The sequence below is a fragment of the Bradyrhizobium sp. KB893862 SZCCT0404 genome, from assembly GCF_018130885.1.
Classification (GTDB): Bacteria; Pseudomonadota; Alphaproteobacteria; order Rhizobiales; family Xanthobacteraceae; genus Bradyrhizobium; species Bradyrhizobium stylosanthis.
Window position 1 is genome coordinate 320,666 of the sequence record NZ_JAFCLT010000006.1, and the last position, 17,653, is coordinate 338,318.

Consider the following 17,653-nt stretch of genomic DNA (forward strand, 5'->3'; position numbering starts at 1 on the left):
CTATCAGGGGACCGGCTTACGAGAAGTTGCAGGGTATCCGGCGTGATACGTCCGCAGATGTTCGATGAACCAGCGACCTGCCGGACCGGGAGCTCTCGCAATTGGGTAGATCGCCGACATCTGAAGGATAAAGCCACCTGGCGGGCCATCCTCAATCGTCAATTCTACAAGTCGTCCTTCCGCCATATCCCCCGCAACCGTATGCGCTGGCATTCCGCCCCATCCGAGCCCGTTCAGCAGAAACGCATGCTTGGCGGAAAGGTCTGCTAAGCGCCAGGTCGAACCAGACATCACCCCAAACTCGCGGCCCGCGGACAGTTCGGAACGGTCAGTCAGCACGAGTTGGGTGTGCCGCCCAAGCTCGCGTTTTGGAATGGGCTCCGGGACGGAAGCAAGCGGATGATCCCTCGCAGCCACCATCACGAACGCGACGCCAAGCAACCTCTCGATCATGAGTCCGGGCGGCAGTAGGGGTAAGGAGCCCACGACGCCTACGGTCGCACGCCCGTCCATAACCGGTTGATAAGCGCTGCCGAGTGCCTCGACATAAAGACGGAGGGGCACTGTTGGAAACTTCTTCTCGAACTCTCTGGCGGTCTCGGTAATGGCTTCGATGGGAAAGAAGACATCGACCACGACGGACAGCTCAGGCTCAAGGCCCGACGACATTCCGCTTGCCCTGGTCTTGAGGTCCTCGACGCCGGCGAGGATGTTGCGCGCATCTGCCAGCAGGATGCCCCCCTCGGCCGTGAGCTTTGGATAGCGCCCCGATCGGTCGAACAAGGCCACGCCGAGCTGGCCTTCCAGATTCGAGACAAGCTCACTCACCATTGATTGGGCCCGACTGAGCTTCCTGGCCGCAGCAGAGAAACTGCCCGCTTCGGCAGCAACGACGAACGTTCGCAGTTGATCAAGGGATACGCCGTCGAGCATCAAAACACGCGATCTATCGGTCCCAGCGATGGATAGGATCGGAATTTAGCGTCTTTTCCGGGAGGCGCAACGATGAAACATCACGACCGTATCGGAGGCAAGGGCTTCCGCAACTGAACAGCTCACAATGCATCGTCGGAGCCACTTCGCCATGAAGCTACTGCATCTCGACTCAAGCATTCTCGGTGACAATTCCGTCAGCCGAGTGCTCTCCTCGGAAATCGTCGCCCGCCAAGTTGCACTGCACCCCGGCATCCAGGTCACCTATCGGGATCTCACCGCCGATCCCGCACTGCACCTGTCCGGCGCTCACATGGCCGCTTGGCAAGGAGCTCCCGTCCAGGACGAAGCACTGGCCAACGATCTCAAGAATGGCACCGACTATCTCGCCGAGCTGTTCGATGCCGACATCATCGTCATCGGCGCACCGATGTACAATTTCTCCATTCCTTCGCAACTCAAGGCGTGGATTGACCGTGTCGTCATCTCCGGTCGCACTTTCAAGTACAGCGAGACCGGCGTCCTCGAAACGCTGTTGCCGGCCTCCAAAAAGATCATCATCGCCTCGACACGTGGCAACGCCTATCAGGCCGGTACGCCGCAGGCCGCTCTCGAACACCACGAGAGCTATTTGAAGAGCGTCTTCGCGTTTCTTGGACTGAAGGACGTGACGATCGTCCGAGCCGAGGGATTGGCTTTCGGCCCGGACGCAAAGAATGCGGCCATCTCCAAAGCACGCAGCGAAATCGCGCAAATCGCTGCCTGACTCCTACCGACATCTCACCTCAAAGGTATTCCCAATGCAAAACTCTGGTCCCTTGGTCGCGGCCGCCGGCCGCGTCCTCATTGCTCTTGTCTTTGTCATGAGCGGCCTCGGCAAGCTCGGTGCCCCGAGCGCCATCCAGGGCTACATCGCCTCAGTTGGGCTCCCGCTGCCATTTCTCGGCTATTTGATCGCGCTCGCGGTAGAGATTGGGGGCGGCCTCCTCCTCCTGATCGGATATCAAACCCGCTCGGTCGCGGCACTCCTGGCGGTTTTCACCTTGGCTACTGCGGTGTTCTTTCACAACAACTTTGCAGATCAGCCCACGATGATCCATTTTCTCAAGAACATCATGATCATCGGAGGACTTCTCCAGATCGTCGCGTTCGGCGCGACCTCGTTCAGTCTCGATCGCCGACTCGGAGTCCAGCCGGCCTGACGCCGGCCTGACCTACGCACACAGAAAGTCGGACGTCACCAGCCCGGTCAAGAGTGCTTCCGCTTGGCTGCGATCGGCAGAGGAGACCCCCATGTTGTCCGGGAATGCCATCGACGTCACGACCACCATCGAGGAAGCGCCCTTTGGGCGCTTCCAGGTCCTCATTATAGCACTCTGCGCCTGGATCGCGTTGCTTGACGGCTTTGATACACAGGCGATCGCCTATGTCGCGCCGGTGGTCGCCGAACAGTGGAACCTGAGCGTCTCGGCCTTTGGGCCGATCTTCGGCGCAGGATTGATCGGACTTGCGATCGGCGCGTTCGTTTTCAGCCCAGTTGCCGATCGGTTCGGCCGAAGACGTGTCATCCTTTTGTCCGTGCTCCTGTTCGGTGCCTGCGCGCTGGCGACGACGTGGGCGAGCTCATTGAACGAGTTGCTCGTCTGCCGCCTCCTCACCGGACTGGGCCTTGGGGGAGCGATGCCAAACATCATCGCCTTGACCAGCGAATATGCCCCTGCCCGCCTGCGTGCAATGCTCATTGCCATCATGTTTTGTGGCTTCCCGCTCGGCTCCACTCTGGGCGGCTTCGTAAGCGCTCCGTTGATGAGTTCGTTTGGCTGGCAATCCGTGTTCCTGCTCGGTGGCCTCCTGCCGCTCGGGACCATCATCGTTCTGGCGATATGGCTGCCGGAATCGATCCGCTTTCTGGTTGCCCGCGGTGGCGAAGACAAGGCAGCCGCGAGTCTCCTTTTACGATTGAATCCGGCTGCTGGTGTCAGCAAGACCAGCAGCTTTGTCGTTGCAGATCCGCCAGCAACCGGCTTTCCCGTGACGCATCTCTTCCTGGAGGGGCGCGCAGCAATGACAGCGCTACTCTGGGCGGCATTCTTCATGAATCTCCTTGTCATGTACTTTCTCGTCAACTGGCTGCCCTCGCTGTTGAAGGCAAGCGGTTTACCGATCAACATAGCCATCCTCTCGACCGCCATCCTGAACCTCGGCGGCGTGCTTGGAGCCCTCACGCTGGGACGAATGGCGGACCGCCTCGATCCTTGCCTGGTGCTGGGTGGGGCTTACGCCACATCGGCCATGTTCATCGTCGTGATTGCAGCGGGAGCCGACACGCTGTGGGTTCTGATGACGGCCACATTTCTCGCCGGCTTCGGCATCGTGGGCGCGCAGATCGGCATGAATGCGCTAGCTGCAGGCCTGTACCCCACGGCCGTCCGTTCAACTGGGGTCGGTTGGGCCCTGGGCGTCGGCCGTATCGGGTCAATCATCGGCCCGGTTGTTGGCGGCCTTTTGCTCGGCGCGGGCTGGACTGCGCAATCAGTCGTGTTGGCGGCGACCGTCCCTGCCTTGCTGGCCTCCCTCTCGGTATTCGCGCTCCGCAATCGTCGGCCCGATCGCCCATTCCTGACGTCCACGGCCACGCTTCAGCACTAGCACCTCAGTTTACGCAAGAGAGAGACGACAATGCAGGAAGGATCAATCGTTTCGCCTGTCACGGAAACGCCGGAGCGACGAGCGTTTTATCAGAAGATAGACGAGAAGAACCTCACCGCGCTTTGGCTTTCCCTTGCCGAGTTGGTGACCACTGAACCAAGAAGCAATTGCAGACCCGCATTGTGGGGCTTCGGGGATATTCGTTCGTTGATGCTTGAAGCCGGCGAACTGATTACCGCCAAGGAGGCTGAGCGGCGTGTGCTCGTGCTGGAGAATCCTGGCCTTCGCGGGCAGTCCAAGATCACCACCGATCTCTATGCTGGCGTGCAGCTCGTGATGCCCGGCGAGGTCGCACCCGCTCATCGTCACACTCAGTCGGCTCTCAGGTTTATCCTCGAAGGCGAAGGCGGCTATACGGCGGTGAACGGCGAAAGGACACTCATGCACGAGGGCGACTTCATCATCACGCCGCCGTGGGCCTGGCACGACCACGGCAATCCGAGTGCGGATCCAATCTTCTGGCTTGACGGTCTCGATATCCCCGTGATCCAGATGCTAGACGCTTCGTTCGCGGAACATCTTCACGTGGACCAGCAGCCCATCACCCGGCCTGTCGGAGACAGTGACGCACGCTATGGATATAACCTCCTACCGGTCGACCATGAGAGTGCACGCGGATCTGGGTCCGTATTCAACTATCCATACGCGCGAACCAGAGAAGCGCTGGAGCGGCTGCGGCGATCCGATCGATGGGATCCCTGCCACGGCCTGAAGATGCGCTACACCAATCCGATCACGGGTAACCATGCCATGGCCACGATTGGAACATTCATACAGCTGTTGCCGAAGGGATTCGCAGGTTCGGGCTACCGCTCAACCGATGCGACAGTATTTGTTCCGATCGAAGGTAGGGGACGAAGTTACATTGCATCACATTCGGGAGACGAATTTGTCGTCGACTGGAGCAAGCGGGACATCTTTGTGGTTCCGTCCTGGCATTGGATCCGGCATGAAACGACCGCTATGGATGCTGTTCTCTTCTCCTACTCCGACCGACCGATCCAAGAAGCGCTGCATGTCTTTCGAGAGGACCGCGGCAATGTCTGACAATCGCGACCCCGCCTTCGTCTTTCCGCCGCCGCCGTCGTCTTCAGTCGCCGTTTTCGGCAGGTGCTCGCGCTTTCCGGTGCGCCGCATCTTTTGCGTGGGACGCAACTATGCGGCGCACGCGCGCGAGATGGGACGCGATCCCGATCGGGAACCGCCGTTCTTCTTCTTCAAGCCTTCCGACACGGTTGTGGACAACGATGCCGTTGTACCGTACCCGCCGGAAACAACGGACTTCCAATACGAGATCGAGCTTGTCGTAGCCATTGGCAAGGGTGGATTCGAGATCCTGCCGGAGCAAGCCCAGCACCATGTGTTTGGCTATGCGGTAGGTATTGATCTCACACGGCGCGACCTGCAATTGCAGGCCAGAGCCCAGGGGCGCCCCTGGGACTGGGGAAAGAGTTTTGACTTGTCAGCGCCGTGCGCCCCTCTTCACACTGTTGAGCAAGTGGGCCATCTCACGCAGGGGCGCATTTGGCTGGAGGTGAATGGACAAACTAAGCAGGAAGCCGACATATCCGAACTGATATGGTCCGTTCCGGAGATCATCTCGATTGCATCGCGTTCAATGCACCTGAAGCCTGGCGACCTGATCTACACGGGTACTCCGGCCGGCGTTGGCCCCGTGGTGCGAGGCGACGTGATCCGCGGCGGGATCGATCGTCTTGGCTCGATCAGGGTGTCGGTGAGCTGAAGGGGGAGCGGCAAGGCTCGGCCCCCTATACTGCATTGCGCGAATTCATTCTCGTAGGCGAAATTCGCGAAATGAAGTCCGCGCCGGTCATAACATGAGCAGTAGAAAACGCCAGGATCGTCAAGGTTGCACGATGAACGTCGGCAGCCTTCATCGCCCCTTGGCCAACGTCAGGATAGTCAAACGTGCCTGTCAGATCCGAAAGAAATACGACTCTGTAGTTGTTGAACATCGCGTCGCGTGCTGTCGCGTGACAGCAGTTTTCCGTCGTCGTGCCTGAGATCACGACAGTGGTGGTGCCCCATTCACGCAAGATCAGATCGAGGTCGGTCGCAAAGAATGCGCTGTAGCGGTGCTTCTTGATGACGTGTTCACCCGGCCGCGGCTTCAGTGGTTCGAAGATGTCGACACCAGGAGTGTCGTCGACCAGTGCCGAGCGGTCGGCGATCGGCGGATACAGATCGCCATAGCGACCAGTGTCGCTACCATCCCGCCTGTGCACGTGAGCGGTGTAGATGATGCGGATGCCCTTGTCGCGGCAAGTCTTGAGAGTCTCCGCAAGTTGAGGCGCCATCGCGGCGGCTTGAGCTGACCGCAGCTTCGCGTTATCGCCCACGAAATCGTTCTGCATATCGACCACAATCATGACCGTCCTTGACGGCTCGATGAGATCAACGTGAAGCGGCATGACGACCTCCTAGTGTTTGGCAGAAAGTCGACGATTAGCATGCCATTCGGCCCCTCCGCTTTGCTCATACTGCCAATCTATGGTCTCGGCTTGCCATCAGGATTGTAAGCCCCTCTGATCGCGGCATAATGCCGTCACCCGCCGGAGCAAAGGGCTCCGTCCGAGTTGGCTCAGATCGCAGACCGACAATGGCGTTCATCTGCGTGGAGTTGGAGGACATTTCGCATGACTACGATGCAAGATACCGTAGTCGTTGGCCTAAACGACTGCTTTGAGCATTGGCACCACGTCACATGTCGACAGTTCTCGGTTACCGAAAGCGAACGTAGCGCCTATCGCGATTTCCGGGCCCGGGTTTCGATTCGGAAGTTCGGACCGCTGATGATAAACAGCATCTGGTCATCCACTAAAGCGGCTGACCGCATCCGGGTCATCCGCGGACCGTCGGAAATCAGGAAGGATCCAAGGGACTATTTCATGCTGTGGCTCGCCCGATCGGGTGAGGTGTCATTTCAGCAGGCCGACCGCATTGCGCGTCTCCGTCCCGGAGACCTTGTTCTACACGACCAGTCCCAGCCCTTCGTGCTCGACTTTGGTCGAACGGCACGCGCGATGATGATATCAATTCCGCGCCCCCTGCTCTTGTCTCGCATGCCGACGGCACCAAACTTGACGGCCTTTCGGGTGTCGGGACGGTCAAACTTGGGTGCGCTCGCTGGGTCCTTTGCAAGCCATTTAGTCCAACTTGAAGGCGCAGTGAGGGACGATGTGGTTCGAACGTTGAGCGTGTCGGCCATTGACGTATTCGCCGCCATGCTCGAGGCGGAGCTGACCGACCATATCGAGCGCAACCCGACCCTGGAGCGACTGGAGGAGGCTAAGAGCTACATCATGTCAAACCTTCCCGACAACGGCATGACCCTCGATGCGATCGCTAAGGCGGTCAGTGTTTCGCCCAGGACGCTCAATCGCCTGTTCGCGCGTGAAGGGACTACCCCGATACGATGGCTCTGGCAGCAGCGACTTCTCGCCAGCCATACTGCGCTTTCCGATGGACACATTCGTCAGGTTACTGAGGCCGCTCTCACCTTTGGATTTAGCGACTTTTCACACTTTAGCCGTTCGTTCAGGGCGGCTTTCGGCAAGACGCCGCAAGACGTAATGCCGCGTCGACGGAGTTCGTCCCGTAAGCCGAATGTCGCTCCTGATGCTGCGAACGGCAGATAGCTCCGGAGACCTCGCTCCACAACGACCTCGAACCGTCTCTCGCCCACGACCGGTTCACGGCATTGTTTTCGCGCACTGCCGCAAGTCGAAGAATCGATCTCCCGCGCCTACCGCAACGCAAGCCGACAGGGTCCCGTTCCGATACGTGCGGATGACTTTAGAGCACGATGCATGGATCGTCCTGGAGCGTCTGCGACGGAAGTTCACCGAAGAGTTCACGATAGTTGCCGGCAAAACGGCTCCAGTGCCAGAAACCCCAGCTTGCCGCGACGTCGCCGATGGGAATTCGCTGTCCAGCCGCGGCCAGCAACTTCAGTTCACGGCGCACGGCGTTCAGACGCCCAACCTGCAAGAATTGCTTGGGTGAGATGCCAAACGCATTCCGAAAGCAGTCTTGGAGATTGCGTCGGCTCACACCAATGTGCCGGCAGATATCGTCAACGCTCGGCGGATCTTGGCGACGGGACAGCGTATAGGCGAGAGCGCGATCGGCAACCTGCTTCTGGGAGGTAGCACCTGTCACGGAGATGGCAGGCTTCGAAACCAGGGCATCAGCGACGAGTTGCAGGAGCGCGCTCTGCAACTCGCTACGCGACCGAGCAAAATCGAGGGCGCTCGTTCGGCTGCAGGCGTTGAAGACATCAACGAAAACCTGCTGCATCACCGCAAGACGAGCGGCCGAAAGCTGGACGCACGTATGTTGCATCGCAGCGATATCGCAGGCTAACCGCTGTTCGCCGATCCCGGCAAAATGTTCAGCAAGCCATTGCCGGTCCATCACGATGTGCGCGACATCCATATATCGCGGGGTCATGACCAAAGGCAGATCAGCGCCATCGCGAAACAACGAGCATGGGTACGGCAGCAAACGGCCGTTGAAGTGACAGTCCCCGGATGCTGCAATAGGCAAGCTGAACAGGAGCGTACCCGACCTTCCCATTCCTCGTATCGTTAATGCCTGCGACACCCGCTCGCGAATAATTTGCACATGATCAAGCTGCAGCACGGTCAGCTGTCCGCTGAACCGTCCGGCCGAAAACTGCTCAACCCGTAGCGTCCAGCCGGACAATCGCCCGGCGTGTTCTTCTGCGTCCCGCGAATGGAGTTCTACAACGCGTGGGTCCCGCCCCTCCTCTTGCGTACGGACCTTGTCATCAGGCATCGCGTGAACCTGTCGCATACAGCGGCATCAGGGGCCGCCATGTGATCTGATCTCCGTAGCTAAGTCATGTCGGCTGCGGACGTGAATTCGCGATCAAGCCTGAGGGGCAAAACGCCCGCCGAATTGCACGAAACGTCGTAAGAATGACTTGACACCAAGTGTCCTTGGATGTCTCGCCTACAGCCTGCGGCCATTCCTGCCCTGGGAAAGCCGTCGTTTAATCTTCGGCCGATAGCACAGGCCGTGGATGGCGCCTTGACAGTAGACGCCAAATGCATCGCGGTTAGTCCACGCCGCTGCAGGTAGCGGCCAATCGGTGCCATGCTTGAGGAGAACGGGAGCGGCAGCAATTGGCAGCTAGAGCGACCAAGACCCGACGTCGCCAAAGCCAGGTGAGTAAACGATCTTGGGAGTTCGAATTGGACTTGGCGCGTTCGGCCGCCTCTGATCAAGCGCCATCCGCAAGCGATCGCCCTCGTCCGGTGTTAGCACGCAATCAACCATTAGGTTGACCGCGAATACCTTATCCGAAATCGTCGTCACGTGTAGTAAGACCGACGCCAAGACAACGTCGCCAAGCCTTCGGGGGCCCTATCCTTGGATTTTCTGGCGACCAAAACGATCAAAGGGACGTATCGATGAAGTTCGCCAGCCTAGCCGTCGCGCTCATTTCTGTGCTCTCATTGACCGGGCCGGTGCTAGCGAAAGCACCGGTGAGCTGCCACGCTTCCTCGAACGGCGAAATCGAACGCCTGTTTGCTACCTTCAATGCAGCTTGGGCGACAAAGGATCCCGATAAGGTTGCCGTGCTGTTTACTCGCGATGCTGTCCTGCTTCCGACCGTATCAAATCAGGCACGCACGACGTCTGAGGGAGTACGTGACTACTTCGTGTCCTTCCTCAAGAAAAGTCCGTCAGCACGCATTGATACCGGCACGATCAGGCTGGACTGCAACACCGCGTCTCGTGCCGGGACCTGGACCGTCACGCTCAAAGACGATTCTGGCACCAGCCAGGATATCAAGGCGCGCTACACCTTCATCTATCGCTTTGATCGCGGTACTTGGAAGATCGACCATCTACATTCATCAGTCATGCCGGAAACGACCGATCCGAAGTGACAGGCACGCACCAATAGAACGCGGCGCCCGCGAACTCACACCGCCCTGCTCTGCGTTGGCGAGCGACCTCCGCCATCGACAACCAACACGGCTCCCGTTACGAACGACGCTTCCTCGGACGCAAGGAATAAGCAACAGGAAGCGATCTCGGAGGGTTGCGCTATTCGACGCAATGCAATGCGTTCCGTGAGTGCATTGTACTCGGCTTCGGGCGTGCTATGCCGTCGAGCGGCAAGGAGCTCCATCTCATGGTCACTCATCGGAGTCTTCACCCAACCTGGAGCCACCGCGTTGGCACGGACGCCATCGGCGCCGTGAGCAAAAGCGATCGAGCGCGTGTAGGAAACCACCGCCGCCTTGCTCGCCGCGTAGCTAACGTTGTCCGGGCTAGAGTTGAACGCAGCAACGGAGGCGATGTTAATGATCGCACCCCCACCTCGCCTGAGTAGCGGCAGTGCGGCGCGGCAGACCCTCATCGTTCCCGTGACATTGACATCGAGCGTGCTGGCCCACACGTCGTCCGTGATGGTGAGGGGCTCGTCTGGTACAATCAGCCCGGCGGCGTTGAGCACGATGTCGAGTCGGCCTCCACACGACTCCACGGCGCGCGTGACATCGGCCTCGTTGGTGACGTCGCCGTGGACCGCCGTCGCACCGAGACTGCGAGCCGCATCGTCCAGCGCGCTAGCGCCCAGGCCGAACAGCACCGTGCGCGCTCCATGGCGCGCGAACAATTCGGCTGCCGCGTGTCCAATGCCCGTGGCCGCGCCGGTGATAAGGGCCGTTCTTCCGGCGAGGCGGCCTGTCATTCGGCGCCCCATTGCCGCTCGACGGCAAAGCCGGTCTCCGGCAGCGTCGAGCCGCCGTCAACGACGATCGTTTGGCCCGTTACGTATTTGGCCTGTTCGGAGGCGAGATAGAGCATCGCGAATGCGATGTCGTCAGCTTCGCCCATATGACCGACCGGAATGAACCGTCCGATCCGCGCCATGTTATCCGGCGTGCTCATTGTGCCGCGCCCCGGTTTGGCGATGAAGCCCGCCTCGACGCCGTTGACCGTCACTCCGTCTCGGGCATGTTCGAATGCCGCACCGCGAATAAACGCATTAACACCAGCCTTTGCCGCCGAGTAATGGACGCCTCCACCCATGGCGGTGCGTGCCGAGACCGACGATGTGACGAGAATTCGACCGTAGCGCCGCGCTCGCATGTACGGGATGGCCGCCTGCGTGAGCCAGAAACAGGCATTAAGATTCAGCCCAAGCGTTGTGTCGAGCTTTTCCTCATCCAGTTCCTCGAGCGAAGACCATAGGCACCCCCCGGCATTGTGGACCAAGACATCAAGCCGGTCGTGCAGTCCGGCGACCTGATCGACAAGTGTGTGGAGGCCAGTTCGGTCCAACCCACCGAATGGAATTGCGTGGGCGCGGAGGCCGCGCCCCACGAGTTGGCCGGCTAACTGCTCCGCTAGGTCGAGCGTCCGATTGGCAACAACTACGGTGGCACCGGCCTCGGCCAGGCGCGTGACAATCGCCGCGCCGATCCCTCGCGCTCCTCCAGTCACGAGTGCCACTCTATCCGAAAAGTCAAATGGACGATTGGGCATCGGACGCGCCTCACCAAACCAATCAAGCCAGACCGGATCTGCGCAGAAGGAGGATGAATCGCTCAAGGACCAGCGTGTGCCTTTCGACATCCTCGGCCGTCGTCGCCGGGCACATAAGCAGCATGGTATGGAACGGCGTCACCAGAATGCCCTCGTTCATGTAGAAGGCATGAAGCAAGGTCTCGAGGTCTCCGTTTCGCGCAGCAATCACGTCGGCGCCATTGCGGGGCGGTTGCGGCATGAACATGACCTCGGCACGCGCACCGATCTGGGTCACATGCCAAGGCAGACCATGGACGGTGATGAGGCGCCGCGCCTGGTCGGCAAGCCGGGTCGCATTTGCAATCATGCCCTCGTAGTTCTGAGGCGTCAGCACGTTCTCCAGCACGGCGCGCATCGTTGCCACCGTGAGCGCGTTGCCGGCGAGCGTGCCGCCAATGCCGAGATGAGCCGACTGGCGCTGCCGCGGATTAGCGAACGGAACGAGTTCCCACATTCGCTCAGCGATTTCCCGGCTTAGACCGAAAATGCCGGCCGGGATGCCCCCGGCAATCGCCTTGCCCGCGACGAGAATATCGGGCTCCAGGCCGTGGAGCTGCGTATATCCACCGGGTCCACAGGATAGCGTATGGGTCTCGTCGAGGATCAGCACGGTTCCAGTGCGGCGCGTGATGTCGCGCAAAGCATCGTGAAACCCGGGCGCGACGGGGATCATCCCGAAATTCGTCATCAACGGTTCGGCGAGCACGCAAGCGACATCGCCATGCGAGAGCTCCGCCTCCAGCGCGGCAATATCATTGAACTCTACGATCCGACTGACGGCTGCGTGGTCCACCGCATTGGGATGGATCTGGTTACGCATGCCGATCTGGCCATCCCGGATCTCAATATGCGCCTCCTCGATGCCACCATGGTAGCACCCGGAGAATACGAGAACCTTAGGACGTCCGGTAACCATGCGAGCGATGCGAATCGCGCCACGATTGGCATCCGTCGCGGAGGTCGTCAGCGTCCAATAGCGCGAACCAAAGCGACGCGACAGTTCTTCGCCAACCCAAATGCTGTCCTCGGTCGGCAGCATGGTCGTCGTGCCGCGCGTGAGTTGCCGCAGCGCTGCCTCCGTGACGAATTCCGGTGCGTGACCACACATGCCGCCGGTGTCGCCGAGGCAGAAGTCGACATAGTCGTGCCCGTCGATATCGCGGATGTGTGCGCCACGAGCTCGATCGACGTAGATCGGGAAACCGCCGGCCCAGCGCCGCATCCAATGCGAAGGACCACCATAGAGAAAGTGCTGCCTGCCTTCTTTCCAAGCCATCGCGGAACGCGGATGTTGCGTCAAGAAGCGTTCCTGTTCGCGCTTGATCAGATCAACCAGATTCACGGCAAGCATAGATTCTCCGCCATATCAAAGCTCGATCCATGCGGTCTTAAGATCGCAATACTCGTCGAGTGCATGAAGCGACTTGTCGCGCCCGAAACCCGACTGCTTGAAACCACCAAGCGGCACTGTGATGTCGGCGCCACCATAGGTGTTGACGTGCACGACACCGGCATTGATGGCGCGCACCATGCGATGAGCAGTCGATAAATTCCCAGTCCACACCGCCGATGAAAGGCCGTAGCTAGTGGAGTTGGCGAGCGCGACCGCCTCCTCCTCGGTATCGAAGCGTGTCACCGCGAGAACTGGACCAAAGACTTCTTCGCGCGACAACGCCATATCCGACCTGACGTCGGCGAAAATCGCTGGCGACATGAACGTGCCACCGCTGTCGCGTAAGATTTGTTCGCCCCCGGTCAGGCGCCGGGCGCCTTCGCGTTCGGCCAACGCAACTGCCGCGAGATTACGTTGCAGCTGAGCCTGGTTCACGATCGCCCCGATATCGGACGTCAGTTGGAGAGGGTCACCTACCCTGAGCATCGCCGTGATGCTCAGCATATCGCCCATGAAGCGATCATAGATGGCGGACTGCACGAGCAGTCGCGAGCCGGCGACGCACACCTGCCCCGAGTTGCGGAAGATACCGTTGACCGATACTTTCGCCGCGCGTTTAAGATCGGGCGCATCTGCAAAGACGATGTTCGGAGATTTGCCTCCGAGCTCGAGATAGACGCGCTTGAGATTCGAGCGCGCCGAATATTCGAGAAGCCTCCGGCCGACGGCCCCCGAACCGGTGAATGCGATCGCGTCGACGTCGCCATGCATGGCAAGCGCTTCGCCCGCCGTCGTCCCCCGACCGGTAACGACATTAAGCACGCCATCCGGCAATCCCGCTTCGCTGGCGAGTTCCGCGAGCCGCAACAATGTCAGCGAAGCCAGTTCTGGCGGCTTGACTACCACGGAGTTGCCCGCCGCGAGCGCCGGCGCGATCTTCCAAGCCCCGATCATCATCGGGAAATTCCAGGGGACGATGACGCCGATGACACCCAGCGGCTCGCGATGGATCAGACCGAGGACGTTCGGCCCGGTCGGCGCGATCTCGCCATAAACCTTGTCGACCGCTTCCGCATAGAAGCGGAATGTCCCTGCGGCGGACAAGGGTTCGGCCTTGTAGGCCATGTTGATTTCGGTGCCGTTGTCACGGACGCCCAATACGGCGAGATTCAGCGCATTGCTCTCGATCAGTTCGGCCAACCGCAACAGGATCATCTTGCGGTGAGAAGGGGCGGCGCGCGACCACGATCCTTGCTCATAGATCCGTCGCGCTGCCTTGACGGCATGGTCGATATCGTCGGTGCTACCGTCGGCGATGCTTGTGAATGTTCTGCCGTCAATCGGCGATACGACATCCAGTCGTTCGCCGCGCGCAGATCCCACACTCCTGCCGGCGATGAACAGCTCCTTCGGTCCTACAGGAACATCCCTTAGCCGGTCAATTTGCTCCTGCTGCATGTCTCGCGCACATCGTGAGCATGCGCCACACGCATCCCCACGCCTTTCCGATATCAGACTGAGGAGAATAGGCGCTCTTACCCTCCCACATCGCAATCCACCGATAGGTTGATGCCAAAACGGCCGCAAAGCGTCCAACAAACTTGAACGGCATAGCTTTTCCACCTACCCGTTCTTTGCCGCGACAGCGCCAAGCCGTCTTTAAACCTAAGAGCCGCCGCGGCTTCCGTGGGGGCGACACCGCGGAGCAGCTAGCAACCATGCCCCTCATCGCGCACCCCCGGATTCTCGTTATCGGTACAGGAGATACCAAGGCAGACGAGTTGCTCTTCATTAGCAATTGCATCGCGGGAGCAGGTGGTGAAGCCGTCATGATGGATGTTAGCGTGCTCGGTGACCCCTCCTATTCACCGCAACACGACAAGCACGCCGTTGCCGCCGCTGCCGAGAGCACGATTGAGGCGATCGTAGCAAGTGGCGACGAGAACTCCGCGATGGCGTTGATGGCGCTGGGCGCTGCGCGGCTTGCTCGGCGTTTATTTGATGCCGGAGATTTTGACGCCATGCTTGCGATCGGTGGCACCATGGGCACGGATCTTGCCCTCGATGTTGCTCAAACTCTGCCGATCGGCGTCCCGAAATTCGTGATCTCGACGGTCGCATATTCGCATTTGATACCGCCGGAGCGAATCGCAGCTGATCTCATGATGATCCTGTGGGCTGGCGGCCTGTACGGCCTGAATGGTACCTGCAAGGCCGTGCTCTCGCAGGCTTCTGGCGCCGTGGTCGGCGCGGCGCGTAGTGCGATGCGGCCGCGGACGGTTCGTCCGGTGGTTGCCATGACCTCGCTCGGCAAGAGCTGCCTCAGCTACATGGTCGAGCTCAAGCCTGCGCTGGAAAGCCGCGGCTACGAGGTCGTGGTGTTTCACACGACAGGCATGGGCGGTCGTGCCATGGAGTCGATCGCCGCCAAGCGAGGTTTTGTCGCGATCCTCGACTTCAGCCTTCAGGAGGTCGCCAATCAACTGACCGGCTCGGTGGTCAACTCCGGAGCTGATCGGCTGGAGAATGCAGGCAAGGCCGGTATCCCGCAAATCGTAGCGCCTGGCGCGATAGATATGGTTGATTTCCCTGCGTGGCTGCCCACGCCTTCGCACCTTCTGGATCGACCGTTCCATGCCCACAACCGGCTTCTGGCGTCAGCAACCTCCGGGCCGGACGATCGACGCAGGATCGCGCGTGCGATCGCCGACAAGCTTGCTTCAGCACAGGCTCCGGTCGCGTTCGTGCTACCGACGGGTGGAATACAGCAATGGGATCGAGAGGGCGAGGCGCTGCACGATCCCGAAGGGCTCGCGGCCTTTATTGGCGAGATGCGCGCTGCGATCAGGGCGCCGATCGAATTCCACGAGATCAAGGATCACATTAATAGTGAGGCCTTCAACACCACTGTGCTCGCCATTTTCGACGAATGGGTAAAGACCGGGATCGTTCCTGCCGGTCAGACATCGGTCGCGGCGTGAGCTCGGCCAACTCTAAAGCGCTGGTGCTGGACTTCGGCGGCGTCATCTCGAAAACACTTTTCGAAACCCATGCGTCGAGCGAGATAGCGCTGGGCCTGCCGCCCGGGACCCTGAGCTGGCGCGGCCCTTTTGCGATTGAGACGGATCTGCTCTGGGCCTCCATGCAGCGCGGCGAAATCTCGGAGCGCGACTACTGGCTTAGCCGGAGCCGAGAGGTCGGACGGCTGGTCGGTGAAGATTGGCGCGACATGGAAACTCTGGTCAAACGCGCGCGCGGAGCCGATCCGATGGCCGTGATCCGGCCGGAAGCCGATCGCGCAATCCGGATGGTCGCGGACGCTGGCTTCAAACTTGCGATCCTGTCCAACGAGCTCGACCTGTTCTATGGTGCCGAATTCCGCACTCGGCTGCCCCTGCTCTCGCGCTTTCACACGATCATCGACGCCACGTACACCAAGATATTGAAACCTGATCCACGCGCCTACGCGTTGGTACTGGATGCGCTGTCGCTGGATGCCGCTTCATGCCTGTTCGTCGACGACCAGAAGCGCAATATCGACGGTGCCATCGCATGCGGGCTCCAGACGGTCCTGTTCGACGTTCGCGATCCTTATTCAGGATATGCAGCGGCGTTGCGGCCCTTCGGCCTTGAATTCACCTAGAATGACGGCAGGTAGATCATGCGCGACACCAACTTCCTGATCGAGAACAATGCCAAATCTATCTGGCATCCCATGGCACATCCCGCGGAGATGCGCGCCAATCCGCCGCGGATCATAATGAAGGGCGACGGCGTCCACATCACCGACGTGAATGGGCGCACCGTGATCGACGCGGTTGGCGGACTCTGGAACGTTAATCTCGGCTACAGCTGCGACCCCATCAAGAAGGCCATCGCGGATCAGCTCGACGCGCTCCCCTACTATTCCGGCTTCCGCGGCACATCGACCGGACCTTCGATCGAGCTCGCCTATGAGCTCACCGAATGGTTCAAGGCCGAAGGCATGGTACGGGCCTTCTTCACTTCGGGCGGCTCCGATTCCGTCGAGTCGGCCCTCAGGCTTGCGCGGCAGTACTGGAAGATCAAAGGACAGAGCGACCGCACCAAGTTCCTGGCGCTGAAGAAAGGCTATCACGGCACGCATTTCGGCGGCGCCTCCGTCAATGGCAACGCCAATTTCCGCCGCAACTACGAGCCACTGCTGCCGGGTGTGTTTCATATCCCGGCGCCCTGGACCTATCGCAATCCCTTCGACGAGACCGATCCCGCGCGCCTCGCCAGGCTCTGCGCCGCCGCCATGGAGGACGAGATCGCATTCCAGGGAGCGGACACGATCGCAGCCTTCATCATGGAGCCCGTGCTCGGCGCTGGCGGCGTGATCGTGCCGCCCGATGACTTCATGAAGCTCGCGCACGAGATCTGCGACCGGCATGGCATCCTGATGATCTCTGACGAGGTGGTGACCGGTTTTGGCCGGACCGGCGCCTGGTCGGGCGCACGATTATCCGGCGTGAAGCCCGACATGATGACGATCGCCAAGGCGATCACGTCGGGCTATTTCCCGCTTGGGGCCACCCTGATCAACGACAGGATTGCCGAAGCGTTCGAGGCCGACCAGGGCAGCTTCGGGTCGATCGGTCACGGCTATACCTATTCGGGGCATCCGGTGGGATGCGCAGCCGGCATCGCGGCTCTCGCCGAGACCAGGCGGCTTCGGCTCGATGAGAACGCGGCCGCGCGTGGCAAGGAGCTGGGACAGGCGCTCGAGCAGCTCAGGGCGCGCCACGCCTCAATTGGCGACGTCCGCTACAAGGGCTTGATGGCCGCAATCGAGCTGGTGTCCGATCGCGCCACCAAGAAGGCGATCGACAAGAAGACCATGGCGGCCGTGGCCGACCGTGCCTATGAGGCCGGTGTGATGCTTCGCGTCTCCGGCAACAACATCATCCTGTCGCCGCCGCTGATCCTCACGACGGCAGATGTCGCAAGGATTGCCGAAGGGATCGACACCGGCCTTTCGGCGATCGCCTGACACTCGAGGAGCGG

The 17,653-nt window shown here is 60.3% G+C and carries 17 protein-coding genes; 10 read left to right on the top strand and 7 right to left on the bottom strand.

Annotation, left to right across the window (positions count from 1 at the left end):
• Positions 1 to 3: 3 nt before the first annotated feature.
• Positions 4 to 933 (bottom strand): LysR family transcriptional regulator, encoded by a 930-nt coding sequence (locus tag JQ617_RS24695; RefSeq protein WP_212028551.1) that lies wholly within the window; start codon positions 931 to 933, stop codon positions 4 to 6.
• A gap of 151 nt (positions 934 to 1,084) precedes the next feature.
• Here JQ617_RS24695 and JQ617_RS24700 point away from each other — a divergent pair, with 151 nt between their 5' ends.
• The 5 genes from JQ617_RS24700 to JQ617_RS24720 all read left to right on the top strand — a co-directional run bounded on the left by JQ617_RS24700 (position 1,085) and on the right by JQ617_RS24720 (position 5,386).
• Positions 1,085 to 1,699, top strand: a complete 615-nt coding sequence (locus tag JQ617_RS24700; RefSeq protein ID WP_212028552.1) for an FMN-dependent NADH-azoreductase — start codon at positions 1,085 to 1,087, stop codon at positions 1,697 to 1,699.
• A 34-nt stretch (positions 1,700 to 1,733) separates the two neighbouring features.
• On the top strand, positions 1,734 to 2,135 hold the full coding sequence (locus JQ617_RS24705; protein ID WP_212028553.1) for a DoxX family protein: 402 nt from the start codon (positions 1,734 to 1,736) through the stop codon (positions 2,133 to 2,135).
• A gap of 91 nt (positions 2,136 to 2,226) precedes the next feature.
• Positions 2,227 to 3,582, top strand: coding sequence for an MFS transporter (locus JQ617_RS24710; RefSeq protein ID WP_212028554.1), 1,356 nt, complete (start codon positions 2,227 to 2,229; stop codon positions 3,580 to 3,582).
• 30 nt (positions 3,583 to 3,612) lie between these two features.
• On the top strand, positions 3,613 to 4,689 hold the full coding sequence (gtdA, locus tag JQ617_RS24715) for a gentisate 1,2-dioxygenase (protein WP_212028555.1): 1,077 nt from the start codon (positions 3,613 to 3,615) through the stop codon (positions 4,687 to 4,689).
• The gene (locus tag JQ617_RS24720) at positions 4,682 to 5,386 is read left to right on the top strand and encodes a fumarylacetoacetate hydrolase family protein (RefSeq protein WP_212028556.1); all 705 of its coding nucleotides are present in this window, start codon (positions 4,682 to 4,684) and stop codon (positions 5,384 to 5,386) included. The genes gtdA and JQ617_RS24720 overlap by 8 nt, the downstream gene beginning before the upstream one ends.
• A gap of 25 nt (positions 5,387 to 5,411) precedes the next feature.
• On the opposite strand, the gene JQ617_RS24725 is transcribed toward JQ617_RS24720, so the two are convergent.
• Positions 5,412 to 6,074 (bottom strand): cysteine hydrolase family protein, encoded by a 663-nt coding sequence (locus JQ617_RS24725; protein WP_212028557.1) that lies wholly within the window; start codon positions 6,072 to 6,074, stop codon positions 5,412 to 5,414.
• 225 nt (positions 6,075 to 6,299) lie between these two features.
• Here JQ617_RS24725 and JQ617_RS24730 point away from each other — a divergent pair, with 225 nt between their 5' ends.
• The gene (locus JQ617_RS24730; RefSeq protein WP_212028558.1) at positions 6,300 to 7,301 is read left to right on the top strand and encodes a helix-turn-helix domain-containing protein; all 1,002 of its coding nucleotides are present in this window, start codon (positions 6,300 to 6,302) and stop codon (positions 7,299 to 7,301) included.
• Between the two features lie 157 nt (positions 7,302 to 7,458).
• Here JQ617_RS24730 and JQ617_RS24735 read toward each other — a convergent pair whose 3' ends face one another.
• Entirely contained in the window at positions 7,459 to 8,463 is a 1,005-nt protein-coding gene (locus JQ617_RS24735; protein ID WP_212028559.1) for a helix-turn-helix domain-containing protein, read from the bottom strand.
• A gap of 638 nt (positions 8,464 to 9,101) precedes the next feature.
• Between JQ617_RS24735 and JQ617_RS24740 the strand changes: the two genes are divergently transcribed.
• Positions 9,102 to 9,584: an SgcJ/EcaC family oxidoreductase gene (locus JQ617_RS24740; RefSeq protein WP_212028560.1), complete on the top strand. Its 483-nt coding sequence runs from the start codon at positions 9,102 to 9,104 to the stop codon at positions 9,582 to 9,584.
• Between the two features lie 35 nt (positions 9,585 to 9,619).
• Here the strand turns inward: JQ617_RS24740 and JQ617_RS24745 are convergent, their stop codons facing one another.
• The 4 genes from JQ617_RS24745 to JQ617_RS24760 are packed head-to-tail and all read right to left on the bottom strand — an operon-like array spanning position 9,620 to position 14,083.
• Positions 9,620 to 10,393 carry an SDR family NAD(P)-dependent oxidoreductase gene (locus JQ617_RS24745; RefSeq protein ID WP_212028561.1) on the bottom strand — a complete coding sequence of 258 codons (774 nt, stop codon included), beginning with the start codon at positions 10,391 to 10,393 and terminating at the stop codon, positions 9,620 to 9,622.
• Complete coding sequence (locus tag JQ617_RS24750) at positions 10,390 to 11,190, bottom strand: SDR family oxidoreductase (RefSeq protein ID WP_212028562.1); 801 nt, start codon at positions 11,188 to 11,190, stop codon at positions 10,390 to 10,392. Before JQ617_RS24750 ends, JQ617_RS24745 begins: the two co-directional genes overlap by 4 nt.
• Before the next feature lie 22 nt (positions 11,191 to 11,212).
• Complete coding sequence (locus tag JQ617_RS24755; RefSeq protein ID WP_212028563.1) at positions 11,213 to 12,583, bottom strand: transaminase; 1,371 nt, start codon at positions 12,581 to 12,583, stop codon at positions 11,213 to 11,215.
• Between the two features lie 15 nt (positions 12,584 to 12,598).
• Positions 12,599 to 14,083 carry an aldehyde dehydrogenase gene (locus JQ617_RS24760; protein ID WP_212028564.1) on the bottom strand — a complete coding sequence of 495 codons (1,485 nt, stop codon included), beginning with the start codon at positions 14,081 to 14,083 and terminating at the stop codon, positions 12,599 to 12,601.
• Between the two features lie 260 nt (positions 14,084 to 14,343).
• On the opposite strand from JQ617_RS24760, the gene JQ617_RS24765 reads away from it, so the two are divergent.
• Genes JQ617_RS24765 through JQ617_RS24775 form a run of 3 tightly spaced genes read left to right on the top strand, consistent with a single transcriptional unit; the run spans position 14,344 to position 17,639 of the window.
• Positions 14,344 to 15,606, top strand: a complete 1,263-nt coding sequence (locus JQ617_RS24765) for a Tm-1-like ATP-binding domain-containing protein (RefSeq protein WP_212028565.1) — start codon at positions 14,344 to 14,346, stop codon at positions 15,604 to 15,606.
• Positions 15,603 to 16,268: an HAD-IA family hydrolase gene (locus JQ617_RS24770; RefSeq protein WP_349630646.1), complete on the top strand. Its 666-nt coding sequence runs from the start codon at positions 15,603 to 15,605 to the stop codon at positions 16,266 to 16,268. The genes JQ617_RS24765 and JQ617_RS24770 overlap by 4 nt, the downstream gene beginning before the upstream one ends.
• A gap of 18 nt (positions 16,269 to 16,286) precedes the next feature.
• Entirely contained in the window at positions 16,287 to 17,639 is a 1,353-nt protein-coding gene (locus JQ617_RS24775) for an aminotransferase class III-fold pyridoxal phosphate-dependent enzyme (RefSeq protein ID WP_212028567.1), read from the top strand.
• Positions 17,640 to 17,653: the final 14 nt, after the last annotated feature.

Excerpts from the sequence above, each read along its gene's own strand:
- JQ617_RS24695 (WP_212028551.1), bottom strand. The coding sequence starts at position 933 with ATGCTCGACGGCGTATCCCTTGATCAACTGCGAACGTTCGTCGTTGCT.
- JQ617_RS24745 (WP_212028561.1), bottom strand. The coding sequence starts at position 10,393 with ATGACAGGCCGCCTCGCCGGAAGAACGGCCCTTATCACCGGCGCGGCC.
- gtdA (WP_212028555.1), top strand. The coding sequence starts at position 3,613 with ATGCAGGAAGGATCAATCGTTTCGCCTGTCACGGAAACGCCGGAGCGA.
- JQ617_RS24725 (WP_212028557.1), bottom strand. The coding sequence starts at position 6,074 with ATGCCGCTTCACGTTGATCTCATCGAGCCGTCAAGGACGGTCATGATT.
- JQ617_RS24710 (WP_212028554.1), top strand. The coding sequence starts at position 2,227 with ATGTTGTCCGGGAATGCCATCGACGTCACGACCACCATCGAGGAAGCG.
- JQ617_RS24765 (WP_212028565.1), top strand. The coding sequence starts at position 14,344 with ATGCCCCTCATCGCGCACCCCCGGATTCTCGTTATCGGTACAGGAGAT.
- JQ617_RS24755 (WP_212028563.1), bottom strand. The coding sequence starts at position 12,583 with ATGCTTGCCGTGAATCTGGTTGATCTGATCAAGCGCGAACAGGAACGC.
- JQ617_RS24720 (WP_212028556.1), top strand. The coding sequence starts at position 4,682 with ATGTCTGACAATCGCGACCCCGCCTTCGTCTTTCCGCCGCCGCCGTCG.
- JQ617_RS24700 (WP_212028552.1), top strand. The coding sequence starts at position 1,085 with ATGAAGCTACTGCATCTCGACTCAAGCATTCTCGGTGACAATTCCGTC.
- JQ617_RS24740 (WP_212028560.1), top strand. The coding sequence starts at position 9,102 with ATGAAGTTCGCCAGCCTAGCCGTCGCGCTCATTTCTGTGCTCTCATTG.
- JQ617_RS24735 (WP_212028559.1), bottom strand. The coding sequence starts at position 8,463 with ATGCCTGATGACAAGGTCCGTACGCAAGAGGAGGGGCGGGACCCACGC.
- JQ617_RS24705 (WP_212028553.1), top strand. The coding sequence starts at position 1,734 with ATGCAAAACTCTGGTCCCTTGGTCGCGGCCGCCGGCCGCGTCCTCATT.
- JQ617_RS24760 (WP_212028564.1), bottom strand. The coding sequence starts at position 14,083 with ATGCAGCAGGAGCAAATTGACCGGCTAAGGGATGTTCCTGTAGGACCG.
- JQ617_RS24775 (WP_212028567.1), top strand. The coding sequence starts at position 16,287 with ATGCGCGACACCAACTTCCTGATCGAGAACAATGCCAAATCTATCTGG.
- JQ617_RS24750 (WP_212028562.1), bottom strand. The coding sequence starts at position 11,190 with ATGCCCAATCGTCCATTTGACTTTTCGGATAGAGTGGCACTCGTGACT.
- JQ617_RS24730 (WP_212028558.1), top strand. The coding sequence starts at position 6,300 with ATGACTACGATGCAAGATACCGTAGTCGTTGGCCTAAACGACTGCTTT.